This is a genomic window from Arthrobacter sp. B2a2-09, from assembly GCF_027587375.1.
In the GTDB taxonomy this organism is placed as follows: domain Bacteria; phylum Actinomycetota; class Actinomycetes; order Actinomycetales; family Micrococcaceae; genus Arthrobacter.
This window is the reverse complement of sequence record NZ_JAMXIC010000038.1, coordinates 1-18,005: the sequence shown is the minus strand read 5'-3', so window position 1 is coordinate 18,005 and position 18,005 is coordinate 1. Positions and strand designations below refer to the sequence as shown.

The window sequence follows — 18,005 nt, the reverse complement described above, 5'->3', positions numbered from 1 at the left end:
TCAGGCCGACCGGGACTTCGTGGTTATTACTTTTCAGCACTTTCAAAGGGGTTTCTAGATAGAAACCGTGGAAAGAAATGCACTTCTTCGCGTATCCTCAAGAAATGTCACCTGTGAGCTGGAACCGCGAAGTACCGCCGCCGTCGTCGGCCGCCTCCACCGCCGAACTGGACGTCATCAGCCTGGGCCGCCGCGTGCGGTATCTGCGCAAGCAGGCCGGGCTGACCCTTGACGACGTGAGTGCCGCCGTCGGGACCGCCCCCAGCCAGCTGAGCCTCATTGAGAACGGCAAGCGCGAGCCCAAACTGGGCTTGCTGAAGCAGCTCGCGGCGGCCCTGAATGTCGGCATCGAGCAGCTGCTCGGAGCGGAACCGCCCAGCCGCCGCGCGGCCCTGGAAATCGAGCTGGAACGGTACCAGCGCGGGCCCCTGTATGAGTCGCTGAACCTGCCGAAAATCCGCGTCAGCTCGCGGCTTCCGCTCGATGTTCTCGAGTCGCAAGTGGGCCTCCTGCAAGAGCTTGAACGCAAGCTCAACGAGCAGGTCGCGACGCCGGAAGAGGCCCGCCGGGCGAACGGTGAACTACGTGCCATGATGCGCGAGCGAGGCAACTATTTTCCCGAGTACGAGGCCGAAGCACAGAAGGTCCTCAAGGGCGTTGGCTACACAACCGGTCCCTTGAGCCAGCACGTCATTGCCGACATCGCGGACCATCTCGGATTCACGCTGCATCACGTGGGCGACCTGCCCCATTCCACCCGTTCAGTGACCGATCTAAAGAATCACCGAATTTATCTCACGCAGAGCCAACGGCAGGACCACGATCCCCGTTCCGTCCTCCTGCAGGCCCTGGGCCACTACGTCCTGGGCCACGAAACGCCCAAGGGCTACGGTGACTTCCTGGCGCAGCGCGTGGCTACCAACTACTTCGCCGCGGCGCTCCTCCTGCCCGAGCATGCCACCTTGGAGTTCCTCCAGAAGGCGAAGGCCGCCAAGGAAATCGCCGTGGAGGACATCCGGGACGCCTTTGCCGTCTCCTACGAAACCGCGGCGCACCGCTTCACCAATTTGGCAACGAAGCACCTGGGCATCACCACGCACTTCCAGAAGACCCACCAGAGCGGCATCATCTACAAGGCCTACGAGAACGACGGCGTGGCCTTTCCCCAGGACCACACCGGCGCCATCGAGGGCCAGCCCGCGTGCAAAGCGTGGACGTCGCGTGCCGTGTTCGACGTTCCGGACAAGTTCAGCGCCTACAGCCAGTACACCGACACCGTCTCCGGCACCTATTGGTGCACGGCGCGCACCGAGCGCTCGGCGGCCGGGGAGTTTTCGCTCAGCATCGGCGTACCCTACCAGCACGTGAAGTGGTTCCGCGGGAGGGAGACGACGGCGCGGGCCACTTCGACGTGCCCGGACCCGAACTGCTGCAAGCGCCCGCCGGCGTCGTTGGCTTCTTCCTGGGCAGGCAACGCCTGGCCGTCCGCCCGCGCCCACTCGCACTTGCTGGCCGCCATGCCGCCGGGTGCGTTTCCCGGCGTCGACGAGACCGAGGTGTACGCCTTCTTGGAGGCGCACTCGGGATAGTTTTTGTGGCGGCGGGTGGACGCGTCACGCAACGCACATTTTTGGATTCCCGTGGGTTGAACTACCCCGGAATTCCGCGGCTTGGCCCATCACGCGGATCCAAAAACCTGCACGGCGTGACGCCGACATCGCCAGGGGGCTACTCGTTGAGAACCGGGTAGCTCAAGTGAGTGACGCCCACACCCTCGACGACGGTCGGGTTGCCCAAAGTGACCGGCGCGTTCTCAAAGCGATCGAACAACCGGATACCGGATCCGAGCAGCAGCGGAACCAGGTCGACGCGGATCTCGTCGAGCAGGCCGGCGTCGAGGCACTGCCGAATGGTGTCCGGCCCGTGCATGACGACGATTTTGTCGCCGGCCGCGGCCTTTGCCTGCGCGACAGCGCTTTCCAGCCCGTCAGTGACGAAATGGACGGCGGAGTCGGAACGGGGCCAGCCCTCGGGCATCCGATGCGTCACGACGTACGCCGGCACGCCGAACGGGTGCTGGCCGCCCCAGGCGTCGGCCCGGTCGGAGGTGCGTCGCCCGGTGAGCATCGCACCTACCTCGCCCATCAAGGTCCGTATGTATTGGGCACTCGCTTCAGAAACATGGAATGTGAAGCCCGGGTTGAAAGTAGGGACGTCGACGTCGCCTGCGAAGTACCAGTCGAAGACCTCGTCGACGCCGTCCTCGAGATCCGCCACGTAGCCGTCGAGGGACATCGACATGAACGCCACTACCTTGGTCATTACCTTGCTCCTTCAGTTTCGGCCGGTTTTGGGCCACCGGGAGTGCAGGTCAGACGGACATGGCCCAAGACAAAGCCGCATCGCGACGCGGCTCGGAGGGGTCTATCAGCCTGATTCTGTCCACGAGCCGGACACGGTCGATGAGGGTTGACTCGATGAGTGCCAGAACGAACGCGTGGTCCTTGGGTCGCGCGGCAATGAGCTTCGCTGCGCAGAGATCGTATGGGTCCAGGCAGAGCCCGGTGCTGTTCCGGGTCCGCTCATTGCGCACACCGACAAGGCGGTACTCCCAGTCGGCCGGGAGCACCGCGGTCTCCCTCTCGGCCGCCTGGACATAGAACCCGAACTCTTTGTGGAAGGGCGACCACTCACCAAGCGCGGAATCGATGCTGTCCGCAAGCGTGCCGGCGTCGTCGTCGGAAAACGGGGCGATGTCGACCGCGTCGGACATGGTGATCGCCGCAGGTAGCTGGTCTTCCGTGAAGGATCCCAGAATTGACTGGCTGCCGATAACGATCACACGGTCGCCGTGGATGATGTCCGTAGCGGCCCGGATGGCGTGCTCGAGCTCATCGCGGCGCATGGCTGTACCGTACCCCCGCGCAGCCCGATTGTCAGTAGCCGCCCCGCTGCCGCTCGCGCTCAGCCAGCAGCGTCGCGACCATTTCGATGAGTTCGTACGGAATCGGCTTCCCCAGCGGGAATTTCAGCGTGCCCTTCGCCGCCCGGAAAGGTGCGATTTCCCGCTCGAAGTCCTCGTCGCCGTCGGGCACCGGATAGACCGAAATGTGGTGCTTCCACGCCGCGAAGTACACCACGTAGTGGTCGTTGAGGGTGATAGTGGGGATACCGTAACTGATCCTGTCCCCGGCTCCGGGCACCGCCGCCATGGTCCGCCGTCGGATCTCCTGAAGGATCGTTTGCACCTCGTCAGGCCGAGACGCGATGTACTTGTCCACCGTGTCAAAGTGCTCCACCATGCGCTTCCCTCGCTCCGCTCCGCGTCCCGCCGCTCAGCCGGCCTTGGACCAAGCTTGCCTTAGCCCGCGCCGCCCTGCCAGAGGGCGTCGAACGGACATTGGAGGAAACCCGGGCCGCAATCCGCGGGGCGGACAACGATACGGCCTCGAAGTGGTTCGGGGTGACGACTCCGACGCTCGCTCACTTATGTCGGGTTTTGGCGGGACGCTCGCTCACTTATGTGGGTGTTTGGCCGGACGCTCGCTCACTTATGTGGGTGTTTGGCCGGACGCTCGCTCACTTGTGGTGAGGTGAATTGGGCCCCATATCTGATGGAGCGTTGTGGGCGGTGGCGAGTTCGCCGGACAATTCTCGATTCCTCGATGCGAGAATGGGGGAGGCCCCGCGGTTTTGCAGGCGGGTCCACCACCAGTGCTAATACAGCGGGGCGCCGTGCAAACTCCGGCCGCCTGCGCGAACCACTACGAACGGACAAGCGATGACGTCAGCATCAGAATCCCAGACCCTGAGTAAACCCGCGCCGCGCTTCGCGTCGATAGGCTCCCCGTACTTTGGCATCATGCTGGCATGCATGGCCGTCGTGCTGATCCTGTCCAACATTGGCGCTGCCAAAGGCGTCGTCTTCGGTCCGATCATCACGGATGGGGGGTTCTTCCTCTTCCCGCTTGCTTACATTCTTGGCGATGTGATGAGCGAGATCTATGGATTCAAGGTTGCCCGCAAAGCAATCATCACCTCATTCGCACTGTCAGCATTCGCATCGCTCTGCTACTGGATCATCATCGCGCTGCCCGGCTTCAATGACGATTACGGTACTGCCAAGCAGGCTGCAATCGAAGGAGCACTCGGGCCGGTTCCCCAGATCGTCCTTGCTTCACTTCTCGCGTTCCTGGCAGGCCAGACCATCAACTCCCTGATCCTGGTCAAGATGAAAGCCCGTTCGGGTGAAAGAACCCTCTGGGCTCGGCTTATGGGTTCTTCCGGGGTGGGAGAATTCGTGGACACGCTCATCTTCTGCAGCATCGCGGCTTCGGTCATTGGTATTACAGACTTCGGAAGCTTCGTCAATTACGTGCTGGTTGGATTCGTGTACAAGGTCGGCGTCCAATACATCCTCGTGCCCGTGACGTCCTTGGTCATTGGCTGGATCAAGAAGCGCGAGCCTAGCTACTGGGCCTGAGCAGGAAGTCGGGACGCGCGCGTCATATGTGAGCGAGCGTCGGGGCGGGATGCCAGATATGTGAGCGAGCGTCGGGTCGGGATGCCATATATGTGAGCGAGCGTCGTCGGCTCAGGGGAACCGCAGGGAAGTCCGGTAGTTTCAGAGGATGAAGCTGGGAAACGCCGTGCTGACGGCCGAGAATCTTGTTGCAGGCTATGGCGACCATGCAGTGTGTGGGCCGCTCGACGTCGAGGTTTTCTCCGGGCAAGTGCTCGGGATGGTGGGCGAGAACGGTGCAGGCAAGTCCACCCTCTTGCGCACGATGATTGGCGCCCAGGCCGCCATTGAGGGCGATGCCCACGTGCTTGGCTTGATGCCGGACGACCGCTCGGCCCTCTTTCGCAGCAAGGTCTCGGTGCTGCTGGATGAGGATGCCTACTTCGATTCACTCACGGTCCGCGAGCACCTTTCCTTGGTGGCCCGTGGGCATGGCCTCGCCAACCCCGATGCGGCTGTGGAGGAAGAGATCGACTTTTTCGAGCTCCAAACGGTGGCCGATGCGTTTCCGGATCAGCTTTCTTCGGGGCAGCGCCGCAAGCTCCTCTTGGCCTCGGCCTTCATTCGGCCTTTCGAGTTGCTGGTCCTGGACGAACCAGAGCAGCGGCTCGATACCCGCATGCGCGGCCTGCTGGCGCAACGGATTGCCCGGACTGCCAAGAAGAAAGCGGCCGTCGTCATGGTCACGCACGATGCGGACGTCGCCCAAGCGGCGTGTACCCGGGCGGTCATAGTCGACGACGGCGGTGCGCGCCTGGTTAGCACGGACGAGGCTGTGGCGAGGATTCGCCGGTGAGCATGTCCACTGCTGCGGTAGCGCAGCCGGAGTTCGTGGACTTCGACCCCGAGAGCGCCACGCGCAAAGTCATTCGCCCGCGCGGCCAGTCCTTGCTTTCCAGGCTCAACGAGCTGTACATCCAGTTCCTGACGTTCGGCGTCGGCCTGATTTACGCCACAGGCCTCCTCAACGGGCTCACTGCCGCAGCGGAGCATGGCTTCGGCGGGCACTTGATTTCGGCCAGCTACGGTGTGGTTCCCGTTGAATACGGCCTAGTCGCTGGGTTCGGACTCTTGGGCCTCGCGGCCTATTGGGTGGCTGGCAGGCTCGGGCCACTGGCCATCACGGCGAATCAGCGGCACTGGTGGTACTCGCTGGCTATCAACCGCGAACCCCTCCTAGCCCGAGGCCTGCGCCGCGCGGTCTGGGCCGCCGCCGTCGTCGGGGGGCTCACGACCATTCCTGTAGCAGTCATCAGCGGCTCGAACGCGGCGGTGTTTGGCGGGCGGGTCCTGGCCGGGGCACTGACCGGCGCGGCTATTCTCGCGCTGGCGGCCTTCGCCCAGACGCGCTTGGCAGCGCCGGCGCGGCCCGGGACGCCGGCCCGGCCGCAGAGGCAGGCGCCGGCCCGACAGCAAGGCCGGGCGACCTCGTGGCTGTTGGCGACTGCTTCGGCGGCACTCGGCGCGATGCTGTTCGGGACGCTGCAGGGCAACTGGATTTTCGCCGTCGCACCTGCCATCGCCTTCGTTGCCGCGGCGCTCGGCATGCGAAACAAGCTCTCCAGCGTCCGCACGACATCGCTGCTCAAGGCAGGGTCCGCGAGGGGACATGTCCAGGCTGCGCTGACGCTAATGGACACCGGGGAGCTCAGCGCCTCGCTTTCCAGCGGCGGCAAACGGAGCAGGGTCAAGCTCCCGGGCACGCCCCGCACCGCAGCCGGCGCGCTCTTCCACGCGGAGGCAACCGTCCTCGCCCGGCAACCCGGCCGGCTGTGGCGCTGGGGCCTCGGTCTCGCCGTCGTTCCCTTGACCGGGCTGGTCCGGACGTTCGATTCACCCATCATCCTGCTTCCCGTGCTGCTTGCCGCGGCGATCTTCTCTTCCACGGCGGCGGCAGGGCCGCTTTGGCAGTTGCGCATGGCCCCCAGCCTCGACTCCCTCCTGCCGATTTCCAGGACAGCTTCGCGCTGGGTCCACGTCGCGCTGCCGGTCATGCTGATGGGGTTGTGGACGACGGCGGCTGCCGGATTCTTCGTGCTGGCCGGCGGCTTCCGGGTGGAGCTCCTCGTCCTGGGTGCGGCGGCTGGTGGCGGTTTGGGCGCGGGGATGCTGCGACGAGCGTTCCGCCAGCAGGAAGACCTGACCAAGCTGGTGTACCTGATGCAGCTTGGACGCAGCGGGCCCGCCATGCTGGGGACGAGGATCCGAGGCTACGTGCTGAGCCTCTTCGCCCTGGTGCCTTTGGCCCTGGGCATGCTGTTCAACGCCCCCGAACTCCTGGTGACGCCCGCCGTCGTGCTCAATGTGGTGCTCCTGGTGATCGGCGTGACGACGGCGGACCGCCCCTGAGGCTCTCCAGAGCGCGAGCTCGCCGGAACGGTGCCGGCTCGCCCGAGCCTTCCGTCGATCGGGGCGCGTTCCGGCGATCTCGACGGCGGCAGGCCGGGTGGCGGCGGCTGGCTAACGACGGAGGGCGTTCAGTATCCGGTTCTTGAATTCCTGCTCGCGAAAGAGGTGCTTCCATTCCACCCGGATGAAACGCCAGCCGTCCTCGCTCAGGGCCTTCTCCCGGCGCCGCTCCTGGAAAATCACCTCGGCTGTTGGCTTGAAATCGAAGTACTTGACCTCGCCATCGAATTCCAACGCGACCTTTGCCTCCCGCCAGGCAAAGTCGAACCGATGCCGGCCTGCCCGGCTGTGCACCTTAACCTGCGGTTCAGGCATCGGCAACTTCAGCCTCGACATGAGTTCGCGGCACAAGGTTTCGCCCGCCGACTCGGATCGTGGATCGGCGTTGACCAGGGCTTTCCGTAGGTTCCTGACGCCACGTCGGCCATCCAATGCGTCGGCCATGGCGTGCATTTGGGCACGATCAGCGCCAAGCCTGAGTGCATGGTCCATGAGCACCAGTGCGTGCTTGTAGCTGAGCAGCATGGCGCAATCCACCACGGTGCGCTCCAAGGACGTGACCCGCAAGTTCCCGATTGTCACAATGTCCGTCTCGTCGAACGGCCTGGTGTGTCCGCGGACGTCTTTGCCAAGGCGCTCGCTGGACGGGCGGACCCGCAGCAGGATGTGGATCAGGTTGTCAACGTTCCAGAGGAAGAGGCGGTGCAGCCGCGCCGCCGAGGTGTGGCTATATACGAAGTCTCCAGCCGACGTCGTGAGCGTCCCGTGCGCATGTGCGTAAATCCGTTGCCTACTTCTGAGCCAAGCGGATTGCTTCTCCCAGAGCGCGGCCCGGATATAGCAGCCGTACCGTAGCCGGACAAGCTTGCCGCGACGCACCAAGAGCTGGATTGCCCGGGAATTAAGACCATGTGCGCGGAGTTGATCGGTGCGCCAAAGGTTTCCCTTTTCCGGGAGCGAAGGTGGCTGGGAAAGCGTCATTGATCAAGCCTTGCGTGCAGCCGGGGCGCACGGAAGTCACTTGCTCGCCTATGTGGAAAACGTGGGGTCGCCGGAACGGTGCCGGGTCGCCCGATCGCTCCGGCGAGCCGGCACCGTTCCGGCGAGCTCGACGGGAGGCGAGAAGCGACCGGGAGCCTACGAGTAGTACTGCCCCAAGGTCTCGGCCTTGAACTCGAAGAAGTCGCCGGATTCGATGGCCAGGCGGGCGTCGTCCACCATCTTCACTACGAAGCGCTCGTTGTGGATGGAGATGAGCGTGGCCGAGACCATCTCGTGCGCCTTGTACAGGTGGTGGATGTACGCGCGCGAATAGTTGGCGCAGGTGTAGCAATCGCAACCGTCCTGCAAAGGTCCGAAATCCGATTTGTAGCGTGCCCCGGACAGGTTGTACCGGCCGGACGGGGTGTAGAACGCCGAGTTGCGGGCCACCCGGGTGGGGGAGACGCAATCGAAGGTATCGGCGCCGTTTTCGATGGCCGTGAAGATGTCGTCCGGCTCGGAGATGCCCAGGAGGTGCCGCGGCTTGTTCTCGGGAAGTTCCTCGTTGCACCAACGCACAATGGTGCCGAGGTTCTCCTTCTCCAAAGCGCCGCCGATGCCGAAACCGTCAAATGGCATGCCGCCAAGATCCCGGCAGGCCTTGCGGCGAAGGTCCTCGTACTGCGCCCCCTGAATGACGCCGAACAGGGCTTGGTAGGGCTTGCCCACCCGGGAAGCGGTCAGCCGCTCATGCTCCACCACGCAGCGCTCGGCCCAGCGACGCGTCCGCTCCAGGGATTCCTCCTGGTAGCCACGGGAGTTCTGCAGGGTGGTCAGCTCGTCGAAGGCGAACATGATGTCGGCGCCGATCTGGTGCTGCACCCGCATGGAGATTTCCGGCGAGAAGCGGTGCCGGTCCCCGTTCAAGTGCGACTTGAACCAGACGCCGTCCTCGTCCACATGCGCTAGCCGCTCCTTGCCTGGGGCCACGGCGTCGTCAGGCCCGGACGTGTCCACTGAGGTCATGTCGATGACCTTCTTGAACCCCGAGCCGAGGCTCATCACCTGGAATCCACCCGAGTCCGTGAATGTGGGTCCGTCCCAGTTCATGAACGCGCCGAGGCCGCCCGCCGCGTCCAGGATCTCCGGTCCCGGCTGCAGATACAGGTGGTAGGCATTAGCCAGCAACGCCTGCGCGCCGAGCTCCTTCATGGATTCGGGCAGGACGGCTTTGACGGTGGCCTTGGTCCCGACGGCGATGAATGCCGGCGTCTGGATCTGGCCGTGCGGTGTGGTGATGGTGCCGGTGCGGCCCAGGAAGTCGCCGCGCTTGCCGTCGCTGTGGCGGCTGCCGCCGTCGGCGTTCAAAAGGTCCGACGACAGCGGGCGCGTTTCGCTGAGCCGCGTGCCCACCTCGAAGGAAAATGCGGACTGCTGGGCAGCCAACGGGACAGGGGAACCGGACGCAGAGCGAATTTCAGGGCTGGATCCGGGGTTGGGCAGGGAAGAATCGGCTGGCACCGTTACAGTCTGCCAGCCCCGGGCCGTGAATCGTCAGTGCGAATGTACCTCTGTGGGGTAGTTCTCAGCCTTCCAGCCGTCCCAGCGGGAGCGGATCGAGTCCAGGCTGGCGGCACCCAAGTCGTAGGTCGAAGCGATCACGATAGTGCCGCCGTCGGGCCTCTTCTCCGGAATCACCGGCTGGTCAGCCACAATCAGCAGCCCGTCACCGTGCTCCGCGTAACCGTGCACAGTGAGGCCCACCTGATGATTGCTGCGGAACCAGACCTTTCCGGCCAGGGACTCGCCCGTTGGCAGCGTGAGCGAGTATTCCTCCCCAGGCGCAGGGACGTCGGCCAGGCCGAGTTTCTGGATGCCTGAGCCGCTACCGCCGGGCAGGGAGACAAAATGCGTACGCCGGTGCCCGTGCGGATGGCGTTCCAGGGCGAATCGGAGCTGGTGCAGGAACGTCAGCCAACCCTGGGTGATGTCCTCGTCCCAGGCCGCCCATTCGGAATCGTGGTCCAAGGCAGCCCGCGTCACGCGGACCTCGGTGCCTCCGCTGACCGGGGTGAGCTCGAAAACGTCCCCGCCGTTCACGGTCAGGCTTGTGTGGTCGGGATTCTCGACCACGGCGGTGTTGAGGTAGATTTGGTTGATTTCGTCGCCAAGCTCATCGGCCTCCCAGCCGTGCCATTGAGCCACGAGCGACGGTTCGCGCAGCGAAGTCCAAACTTGCTGCGCGTCGGCATTAACAACAACGCTCAGATTGTTCGTCATGGCCCGAATCTACCGCCGTTGGAGCGAACGCGACAGGTCTTGCGGAATCCTCCGATAGCGCCTAAGCCCGCACGGCCTCGAGTTCGTTCGCGATCCGATGATCGAGTTCACCTACGCCGATGGTGTTTGAACCGCCATGCGAACGCAGGAACATCAGGGTTTCGAGCCTGAGCAGTCGCCATTCGCGCTCGGCATCGCGGTTGCCGTTGTCGATGGAACGGAAGATTTCCTTGTCGTACAGGTTCGGTTCGTTGAGCCCACGCTGGCGGACTTTGGCGGCGATCCGGGCCTTGAACGGGTCTGTCTCCACGGTGTCCGGCGCTTGCAGGAGTTGATCGTAGACTTCGGCGCGTTCCGTTTGGCCGAGCTCCCGGCAAATGAAGCCGGAGAGCGCGAGGGAACGTTCAACGGACATCCACCGGTCCCGGTTTCCGTCGTAGGGGAGCACGTTGAGGATGTCGGCCACGGCCAGGGCGTAGTCCGGATCCCGCAACTCGATGAAAAGATCGTGGGCCAGGTCGCTCAGATCCCGCAGGCAGCTTCCCGACTTCGTATTGATGCCCTTCACGAGCCGCTCACTCAGCACCGCGACGCCGTTCCTTCCGGGATGGACTTCAGCGGCAGCGGCCACCACGTCCTCTGGCGAGTCCGTCGGCTCCGGGATCAGCGCGAGCTGTGCGGGACTCGGGGCCTCCGCGGGTAAAAGAGGTCCGCTAACAGTCGGTGCCACCGGAGGCAAAGGAGGTACGACGACGGCGGGCGCGGCTTCCGCGGGCGCGTCGCCGCCGTCGGGGGTGCCGTCGTCGGGCGTAACGCCGTCGGGCGCTTCGCCGGGAACCGGCTCCGCCAGCGGGGCCACGTCGTCGGGATTGACAGCCGCTTCGCCTACCGGGACGCTGGACCCGATAGCGATCCGCACGTTCCCGCGGTCGAGCGTGGTCACCACGATGAGCGCTGGCACGCCAAAATCGTCGTGTTCAAGCTCGATGTGCGTGATTTCCTCCGCGGGACCATCCCCAGGGAGGAACAAGTAGTCCCCGATTTGCAGGGCCCCAGCCTGCTTTTCACGGTACTGCTGGTCGGCCGGGCTGTGAGTCATCGGAAGTCCTTTGGTTCTCTTGGGGTCCGCCCAACAGTCTATAAAACCCCACCGACCAAATCGGGGAGGTTGCTACTACCCGCCGCTACGGACCGCGCTGTCGCTACTATCCGACGCCGGCAAACGCCAAAGCCTGGCGCACCAGATTGCCGCGGCCGCCGCTGAATTCCTGCTGGACGTCGTCGCTGAGGATCTCCTGCGGGGTCATCCACGTCAGCTCGAGGGCATCCTGGCGAGGTTCGCACTCGCCCGTCACGGGGATGACATAGACGAGGGACACGGCGTGTTGGCGGTCGTCCGTGAAGCCGGTCTGCGACGGCGCCGGGAAATATTCGGCCACCGTGAACGGCACGGGACTGACAGGCAGTTGCGGGAAGGCCAGCGGGCCGAGGTCCTTTTCCATGTGCCGCAAGAGCGCGGCGCGGATGGTTTCGCGGTACAGCACGCGGCCGGAAACGAACGAACGGACCATGGTGCCGTCGGCGTCGCCCTGCAGCAGGGTACCTACCTCGTTGACGAATCCGAGTGGATCCAGACGCACGGGAACCGCCTCCACGTAAACCATGGGGAGGCGGCCGCGGGCTTCGAAGAGGTCTTCATCGGAAAGCCAGCCGGAGTACGGGTCAGGGGTACGAACACTCATGGTTAAGTTCTACCCCATCCCATGCCGTTCCATGCCGTGCGAATCAGACAGCCAGGATTGCGTCGAGCCCAAAATCCGGAACGCTCGCTCACTTATGAGTCCAAACGGCGGAACGCTCGCTCACGTATGTGGCCAACTTCGGGATCCCTCGTGCAGCTGATCTGAGCGAGCGTCCGGGGATAGACCCATATAGGTGAGCGAGCGTCGGGGGAATGACCCATATAAGTGAGCGAGCGTCGGGGGAAAGACCCATATAAGTGAGCGAGCGTCGGGTTAGGGGGCCGCGGCCACAGTGACGGTTCGGCCACGCGGGGCCTGGATCGTGAGGACAGAGCCGGCCCGGGCTGCGGCGAGTCCGGCTGCGGCGAGCCGGGCCTCAAGGGCTGCGAGATCGCCGTCGTACTCGAATGCGAGGCCTCCCGCAGCCGCCTCCGCAGACTCCCGGACCAAAAGGATGCCGCCGTTCTTCGTGCTGAAATCCGCGAAGTCCGGAGACGCCCGCCGCGGCCGCGCGCCGATGTTGCGCAACGCCTGCGCGGCCCCCGACACATCCAGCGTGAGCCAGGTCCCGACGACGGCGAGCCCCGGATCCGCTTCCGGGCTAGTGGTGCGGCTGGCCGCCTTGTCCGCCAAGAAGGTGAAGCCGTCCTGGGCGGTGACGCGCACGGCCTGGCCGTGATCGGCGTCGAACAGTTCGGCGCGGGTTCCGTCTGCCACGGTGCGTCGGGCGAACTCGGCCAAATCCCCGACCTCGACGCCGAACAGGGTAGTGCCGTCGTCGGGCGAGTCGGGCGAGTCGGGCGAGTCAGGGGAAGTGCGATGCAAGGCCACCCGGCCCGAACCGGCGTCGAACTCCACCCAATCGCTGTGGTCCTCGACGCACACGAGGCCTAGCGCCAGAAGGAGGTGCTTCCAACCGGCGACGTCGGAGGTGAACTGGATGGGGCGGACACGCAGCATGGATCCTCCGGGACATGAGTCGGGACGTGCGTCAGGGCAACTCGTGGGCTTTCGTCACAGCCTAGCTGGCACCAGAATGGGGCCATGGCTGTTGAACTCGAAGAACTGATCGTCAAAGATGCTGCCGAATGGCGGTCCTGGCTCGAAAAGAATGGCGGCGATAGCCCGGGCGTGTGGCTCGTGCTGCACAAGAAGGGCGGCAACGTGACGGAACTGGATTACGCCGCGGCCCTGGATGAGTGCCTCTGCTTCGGTTGGATCGACGGCCAAGGCAGAAGGCGCGACGACGAAAGCGTCTTCCAGCGCATGACCCGCCGCGGCCCCAAAAGCCCATGGTCCAAACGGAACGTGGGTCACATTACCCGTTTGGAAGCTGAGGGCAAGATGACCCGCGCCGGATGGGCCGCCGTCGACAGCGCCAAGGCGGACGGGCGTTGGGAGGCTGCCTACGTGGGCCAGGCGGAGGCGGAAGTCCCGGAGGACCTCGCCGCCGCGATCGCCGCCGTTCCCGAGGCCCAGGCGATGTTCGATGTGCTGACCGCGGTCAACCGCTTTGCCCTGATCTACCGCACCAACTCGGTGAAGAAAGCGGAAACGCGGGCCAGGAAGATCGCCGGCTTTGTCGAGATGCTGGCACGGCAGGAGACGCCATATCCGCAGAAGAAAAAGCCCGCGGTGGCAGAGTAGCCCGGGACTTACTCGGGCTTCTCGGCGGATAGAGCGACGATCCAGCCTGGAGTGTCCTCACCGAGCCGCTGGTCCAGCAAGACCCTCGCCTTTGCTGCGGCGATCTGGACCTTGCGGTCCTCGGAGCTCACCAAGGCGGGACGTTGCGAGGGGGTGAGCGCGCGGGGTTCCGATGCCTTGGCGGCTGCCAGGAGCTCATCCTCGGTGCCGACTTTGAGGAGCGCGAGTTCCTCCTTCGACGCGAGTTCGCTGTGGCCCAGAATCTCGATGGCTTTCTGGCCCATTTCGGCCTGGGAGCGACTACGGGACAGGGATGCGTCCAGCGCCCATTGAGCGCGGCGCCACCATTCGGATCTGTTATCCGCCCGCGCCTTCTGCCGCAGGGACAGGAGGGCCACGGTCGCGGCAACGATCGCCGCCACAAGGACAGCGAGCGGGCTGAGCGCGCCCAGGATCTGCCACCATTCCGGCGGTGGAGCGACCACGGTGACAGGTATCGGACTCGGGATCGGGTTCACAGCTCCAGACTAGGCCTCGGCACCATCGATTGTTCCGTAACTGTCGTTTTGAGCCTCCAAAACGACCGTTACGGAGCAATCGATGATTGGACGCGCGCGGCGGCTTCCAGCACCATCCACGCCTGCAGTTGCGTGGAGAGTTCGACGGCGGTGCCCGCCGGGTACGTTTCGGCGGCCGGACGCTGTGGTTGCGTTGAGAAGACGAGCCAGCCGTCGTCGTCGGCTTCGCCCGGGCGCGCGGCAGCGTCGGTGCGCACCGTGCGCCCCGCCCACAGCGCCTCCGCGGTATCGAGCACCAATTGCCCGGCGGTAGCGCGGGTGGGTGCGGGCAACCGCACGTCCCCGGCGGCGAGGGCAAGGTAACGGACGAGGATACCGGTGAAGAGTCCGCGGTCGCCGGTGCCTTCGCCGCGAAGAACGAGCTTCCCAGGCCCGTCAAGCGGCCCGACGACGGTCAGATGTTCGCCCACCGAGCCCACCAAGGCTGCCGCGCGTGCCAGGTTCGCGTTTCCACCCAACTCCAACAAGGCGCCGAGCACCGGGCCCTGGTTGTAGGTGTAGATCTCTTCAGCGAGGACGAGCTTGCCTTCCTGCATCCAAGCGCCGTCGAGGTACAGGCCCCGGACGGGTTCGAAGAGCTTGGCGCCGAGCCAGTCCAAGAGCCCTTGGGCCCGCAGTGGATTGCCGGTCCGGGCAAAGTACAAGGCCGCCGGCGCCGTGGCCGGGGTGTTCTTGAAATCGCGTTTGGTGCTCCAGAAGGTGCCTCCACACATGTCTTTCGTGGAGGCCGACTCGAACTGGGGAGAGAGGCCTTGCTGCAACCGGGCGTTGCGTCGTCGGCCGGGTTTGTGCGCCCGCTCGGCCAAGGCATCCAAGCGCAGGGTGGCGAGGGCCAACCACGCCATGTCGTCGTAGTAGCTGTTGACGTAGCGCAGGAAGTTGCGCAGCCGGATGCTGGTGACCAAGCGTGAAGCGAGCCGACCGGCGCTGGGGCGATCACCGCCGTCGAACCTTGATCCCGAGGCCAGTTCACGCAACCCGGTGTCCACGAGGCAGTCGACGTAGTGAGCCTGCCACCAGTAGTTCCACGGCTTCGGGAAACCGTGGGAGGGCAGGATCGACGCCGCGAGGTGGGTTCCGGGAAGGAAAAGGAGGCGACGTCCGAAATGCCGGGTCACCGAACGTGCGGCGTGGTCGGCCCGCGCGGCCCAATCCGTTGTTCCGGAGGTGCCCTGCGGGGTGTCGGGGGCGGACATGGTGACAGCCTAACGCTGCGCGCTTGGCCGCAGGCCCCTCCCCAGTGCACAATCAGAGTGATTCAGTTAACATTCATTAACGGATTTTGGTTCTGCATCGAGGAGGATGGATGGACATCAAGGGCGCAGTTGCGTTGATAACCGGCGGGGCTTCGGGACTGGGGGCCGCAACCGCAAGGCGATTGCTCGACGCCGGAGCATCGGTAGTGCTGCTTGACCTCCGCTCCTCTCCTGGTGAGGCTCTCGCCAGCGAACTCAACGGGACGGGAGCCGATGGCAGGGCCGTGTTCGTCCCCGCCGACGTCACCAACGAAGAGCAAGTGCAGGCCGCCGTCGACGCTGCCGTCGCGCTGGGTCCGCTCCGGATCCTGGTCAACTGCGCTGGCGTAGCAACTCCGGGCAAGGTGCTCGGCAAGGACGGGATCCTTCCGCTGGAAAACTTCAACAGGGTCATACAGATCAACCTCGTGGGCACCTTCAACGTGATCCGCCTGGCTGCCGCCGCGATGGCCCAGAACCAGCCGGCGTCCACCGAGCTCGGTGGCGAGGAACGCGGCGTCATCATCAACACGGCCTCCGTGGCGGCGTTCGACGGCCAGATCGGGCAGCCGGCGTATGCCGCGTCCAAGGGTGCTGTGGCCGCGATGACCTTGCCCCTGGCCCGTGAATTTGCGCGCTCGCTGGTCCGGGTTATGGCCATTGCGCCGGGCATCTTCGAAACCCCCATGCTGGCAGGCTTGCCCGAGGACGCACAGCTTTCCCTGGGCCAGCAGGTACCGCACCCCGCCCGTCTTGGCCGCCCGGCCGAGTACGCCAACCTGGTGGCGCACATCGTGGAAAACGCCATGCTCAACGGCGAAACCATCCGCCTCGACGGCGCTATCCGGATGGCACCGAAGTGAGCCAGACGCACAAGCTCGAGGCCGCCGTCGAACATTTGCCTGACACTTTGCCCGCGGCGGATTTTTTCGATTTCGAATCACTCCTCAGCGTCCAGGAACAGCGCAAGCTCAACGAGCTCCGGGAATTCCTGGCCGCCGAAATCGCGCCGTATGCCAAAGACTGGTGGGACAAGGCCGAGTTTCCTGCGCACATCCTGCCCAAGCTCGCCGCGCTTCGCCTGAGCACCCCCACCCACCGCGGCTACAGCAACCTGTTCGCAGGGCTGGTGATCGCGGAAATGACGCGCGTGGACACCTCCATTGCCACGTTCTTCATGGTCCACCACGACCTCTTCATCGAGGCGCTCTACGAGTTCGGTTCCAAGGACCAGCAGGACCGGTACCTTGACGACGCCTCCAATCTGAGGACCACCGGAGCGTTTGCGCTCACGGAACCGGACCACGGTTCCGACGTGGCCGGCGGCATGCAGACGGTGGCCCGCCGGGTCGCCGGGGGAGCCGACGACGGCGGCGACTACTGGGTGTTGAACGGCGCCAAGCGCTGGATCGGCAACGGGACGTTCTGCGATCACATGTTGGTCTGGGCCCGGGACGAAGCTGACGGCGCCGTCCGAGGCTTCGTCGTGGACGCCACGCTGCCCGGGGTGACCCGCACCAAGATCGAGAACAAGATCGCCCTGCGCACCGTGCAAAACGCCGACATTGTCCTCAAAGACGTTCGGATTTCCGAGGCGGATCGTTTTTCCGGGATCAACAGTTTCGCCGACACCAACCACCTGCTGCGCGGATCAAGGCTGATGGTGGCCTGGCAGGCTGTGGGGCAGCAGTTGGCGGCGTTCGACGTCGCCCGGAAGTACGCGCTTGAACGCCAGCAGTTCGGCAGACCGCTGGCGAAGTTCCAGCTCATCCAGCAGCAATTGGTGGACATGCTCGGAAATGCCGTGGCCAGCATGGGCATGATGGTGCGAATCGCCCAGCTGCAGGAGGATATCTACACGGACAGCAAGGGAGTGCGGCACGGCGGAGCCCAAATGGCCCAGGTGGCCCTGGCCAAGGCGTACTGCAGCGCCCGCATGCGCGAAACCGTGGCGATGGGCCGGTCCATCCTGGGCGGGAACGGCATAGTGACCGATTACCGGATGGCCAAGATCTTTGCCGACGCCGAGGCGATCTACACCTACGAAGGATCGTTCGAGATCAACTCGCTCATTGTGGGCCGGGCCGTGACAGGGGTTTCCGCGATCGTTTGAGGGCTTGGGCAGGCCAGTTGCGCAACAGAAGGCCACCTGCTGGGGATCTATTCCGGCCCTGAGTTGGTCCTGCCGGATACTCCAATGCGCCCATCTTGCCATACGAATTACAAGGCTGTCATTAGCTGCCGCGTGACCTTTTGTCCTCGGACGGAGCGCCCTGCGGGCGCTGCGTCCCTTGCCGCGGTTGGGCGTGGCCGGTTCGAGCGCACTGCGGAGCCGCCCGGGTTATGTTGCTATTTCAAGTAAAGGACCGCCGCGGCTGCGCCGCGCCGGGTCCCCACACATCACTTAGGCGGGGGCACCAGTAGTGAGTACAAACCACTCGCGATCAGCGAGACTGCAATGGTACCGACCACCCCCAAAGCCCACTGTGACTTTGACTTGTGACCGGCCGGAATTAATTCGAATGTCGGTACCAGCCAGCCAATGTCGAGTAAATGACACATGACTTTTAGGGTCAGGTTATTCGCAAAACGCGGGTGCGTGAACCGGGCT

19 protein-coding genes are annotated in these 18,005 nt (G+C 64.6%); 7 read left to right on the top strand and 12 right to left on the bottom strand.

The window, feature by feature from the left end; genetic code table 11:
- Window positions 1-77 precede the first annotated feature (77 nt).
- Window positions 78-1,589 carry an XRE family transcriptional regulator gene (locus NFJ07_RS24160; RefSeq protein ID WP_269998508.1) on the top strand — a complete coding sequence of 504 codons (1,512 nt, stop codon included), beginning with the start codon at window positions 78-80 and terminating at the stop codon, window positions 1,587-1,589.
- A gap of 139 nt (window positions 1,590-1,728) precedes the next feature.
- Here NFJ07_RS24160 and NFJ07_RS24155 read toward each other — a convergent pair whose 3' ends face one another.
- From NFJ07_RS24155 to NFJ07_RS24145, 3 genes are read right to left on the bottom strand one after another with little or no spacing between them, the layout of a single operon-like run.
- The gene (locus NFJ07_RS24155; protein ID WP_269998507.1) at window positions 1,729-2,322 is read right to left on the bottom strand and encodes a dihydrofolate reductase family protein; all 594 of its coding nucleotides are present in this window, start codon (window positions 2,320-2,322) and stop codon (window positions 1,729-1,731) included.
- Between the two features lie 49 nt (window positions 2,323-2,371).
- A complete protein-coding gene (locus NFJ07_RS24150) occupies window positions 2,372-2,905 on the bottom strand; it encodes a DUF6036 family nucleotidyltransferase (protein WP_269998506.1) in 534 nt (177 codons plus the stop codon).
- 31 nt (window positions 2,906-2,936) lie between these two features.
- On the bottom strand, window positions 2,937-3,302 hold the full coding sequence (locus tag NFJ07_RS24145; RefSeq protein WP_269998505.1) for an iron chaperone: 366 nt from the start codon (window positions 3,300-3,302) through the stop codon (window positions 2,937-2,939).
- 479 nt (window positions 3,303-3,781) lie between these two features.
- Here NFJ07_RS24145 and NFJ07_RS24140 point away from each other — a divergent pair, with 479 nt between their 5' ends.
- The 3 genes from NFJ07_RS24140 to NFJ07_RS24130 all read left to right on the top strand — a co-directional run bounded on the left by NFJ07_RS24140 (window position 3,782) and on the right by NFJ07_RS24130 (window position 6,871).
- A complete protein-coding gene (locus tag NFJ07_RS24140; RefSeq protein ID WP_269998504.1) occupies window positions 3,782-4,483 on the top strand; it encodes a queuosine precursor transporter in 702 nt (233 codons plus the stop codon).
- Window positions 4,484-4,631: 148 nt separating this feature from the next.
- Window positions 4,632-5,318, top strand: a complete 687-nt coding sequence (locus tag NFJ07_RS24135) for an ABC transporter ATP-binding protein (RefSeq protein WP_269998502.1) — start codon at window positions 4,632-4,634, stop codon at window positions 5,316-5,318.
- A gap of 2 nt (window positions 5,319-5,320) precedes the next feature.
- A complete protein-coding gene (locus tag NFJ07_RS24130; RefSeq protein ID WP_269998524.1) occupies window positions 5,321-6,871 on the top strand; it encodes a DUF6297 family protein in 1,551 nt (516 codons plus the stop codon).
- A 111-nt stretch (window positions 6,872-6,982) separates the two neighbouring features.
- Here NFJ07_RS24130 and NFJ07_RS24125 read toward each other — a convergent pair whose 3' ends face one another.
- The 6 genes from NFJ07_RS24125 to NFJ07_RS24100 form a co-directional block, all read right to left on the bottom strand.
- Entirely contained in the window at window positions 6,983-7,912 is a 930-nt protein-coding gene (locus tag NFJ07_RS24125; RefSeq protein ID WP_269998501.1) for a type IV toxin-antitoxin system AbiEi family antitoxin domain-containing protein, read from the bottom strand.
- Between the two features lie 156 nt (window positions 7,913-8,068).
- Window positions 8,069-9,433 (bottom strand): tRNA guanosine(34) transglycosylase Tgt, encoded by a 1,365-nt coding sequence (gene tgt, locus NFJ07_RS24120; RefSeq protein ID WP_269998500.1) that lies wholly within the window; start codon window positions 9,431-9,433, stop codon window positions 8,069-8,071.
- Window positions 9,434-9,466: 33 nt separating this feature from the next.
- Window positions 9,467-10,192 carry an SRPBCC domain-containing protein gene (locus NFJ07_RS24115; protein WP_269998498.1) on the bottom strand — a complete coding sequence of 242 codons (726 nt, stop codon included), beginning with the start codon at window positions 10,190-10,192 and terminating at the stop codon, window positions 9,467-9,469.
- A gap of 61 nt (window positions 10,193-10,253) precedes the next feature.
- On the bottom strand, window positions 10,254-11,291 hold the full coding sequence (locus NFJ07_RS24110) for a DUF6707 family protein (protein WP_269998497.1): 1,038 nt from the start codon (window positions 11,289-11,291) through the stop codon (window positions 10,254-10,256).
- A gap of 106 nt (window positions 11,292-11,397) precedes the next feature.
- Complete coding sequence (locus tag NFJ07_RS24105; protein ID WP_269998496.1) at window positions 11,398-11,934, bottom strand: NUDIX hydrolase family protein; 537 nt, start codon at window positions 11,932-11,934, stop codon at window positions 11,398-11,400.
- Between the two features lie 273 nt (window positions 11,935-12,207).
- Window positions 12,208-12,894, bottom strand: coding sequence for a VOC family protein (locus tag NFJ07_RS24100; RefSeq protein WP_269998494.1), 687 nt, complete (start codon window positions 12,892-12,894; stop codon window positions 12,208-12,210).
- Window positions 12,895-12,978: 84 nt separating this feature from the next.
- On the opposite strand from NFJ07_RS24100, the gene NFJ07_RS24095 reads away from it, so the two are divergent.
- Complete coding sequence (locus NFJ07_RS24095; RefSeq protein WP_269998492.1) at window positions 12,979-13,581, top strand: YdeI/OmpD-associated family protein; 603 nt, start codon at window positions 12,979-12,981, stop codon at window positions 13,579-13,581.
- A gap of 8 nt (window positions 13,582-13,589) precedes the next feature.
- On the opposite strand, the gene NFJ07_RS24090 is transcribed toward NFJ07_RS24095, so the two are convergent.
- Both NFJ07_RS24090 and NFJ07_RS24085 read right to left on the bottom strand, forming a co-directional pair.
- A complete protein-coding gene (locus NFJ07_RS24090; protein WP_269998490.1) occupies window positions 13,590-14,099 on the bottom strand; it encodes a hypothetical protein in 510 nt (169 codons plus the stop codon).
- Window positions 14,100-14,167: 68 nt separating this feature from the next.
- Window positions 14,168-15,355: a glycoside hydrolase family 76 protein gene (locus NFJ07_RS24085; protein WP_269998489.1), complete on the bottom strand. Its 1,188-nt coding sequence runs from the start codon at window positions 15,353-15,355 to the stop codon at window positions 14,168-14,170.
- Between the two features lie 110 nt (window positions 15,356-15,465).
- Here NFJ07_RS24085 and NFJ07_RS24080 point away from each other — a divergent pair, with 110 nt between their 5' ends.
- Together NFJ07_RS24080 and NFJ07_RS24075 are read left to right on the top strand one after the other, a co-directional pair.
- The gene (locus NFJ07_RS24080; RefSeq protein WP_269998488.1) at window positions 15,466-16,257 is read left to right on the top strand and encodes an SDR family NAD(P)-dependent oxidoreductase; all 792 of its coding nucleotides are present in this window, start codon (window positions 15,466-15,468) and stop codon (window positions 16,255-16,257) included.
- Complete coding sequence (locus tag NFJ07_RS24075) at window positions 16,254-17,507, top strand: acyl-CoA dehydrogenase family protein (protein ID WP_269998487.1); 1,254 nt, start codon at window positions 16,254-16,256, stop codon at window positions 17,505-17,507. Before NFJ07_RS24080 ends, NFJ07_RS24075 begins: the two co-directional genes overlap by 4 nt.
- A gap of 287 nt (window positions 17,508-17,794) precedes the next feature.
- Here NFJ07_RS24075 and NFJ07_RS24070 read toward each other — a convergent pair.
- A partial coding sequence (locus tag NFJ07_RS24070; protein WP_269998485.1) for a hypothetical protein occupies window positions 17,795-18,005 on the bottom strand: 211 nt, incomplete at its 5' end.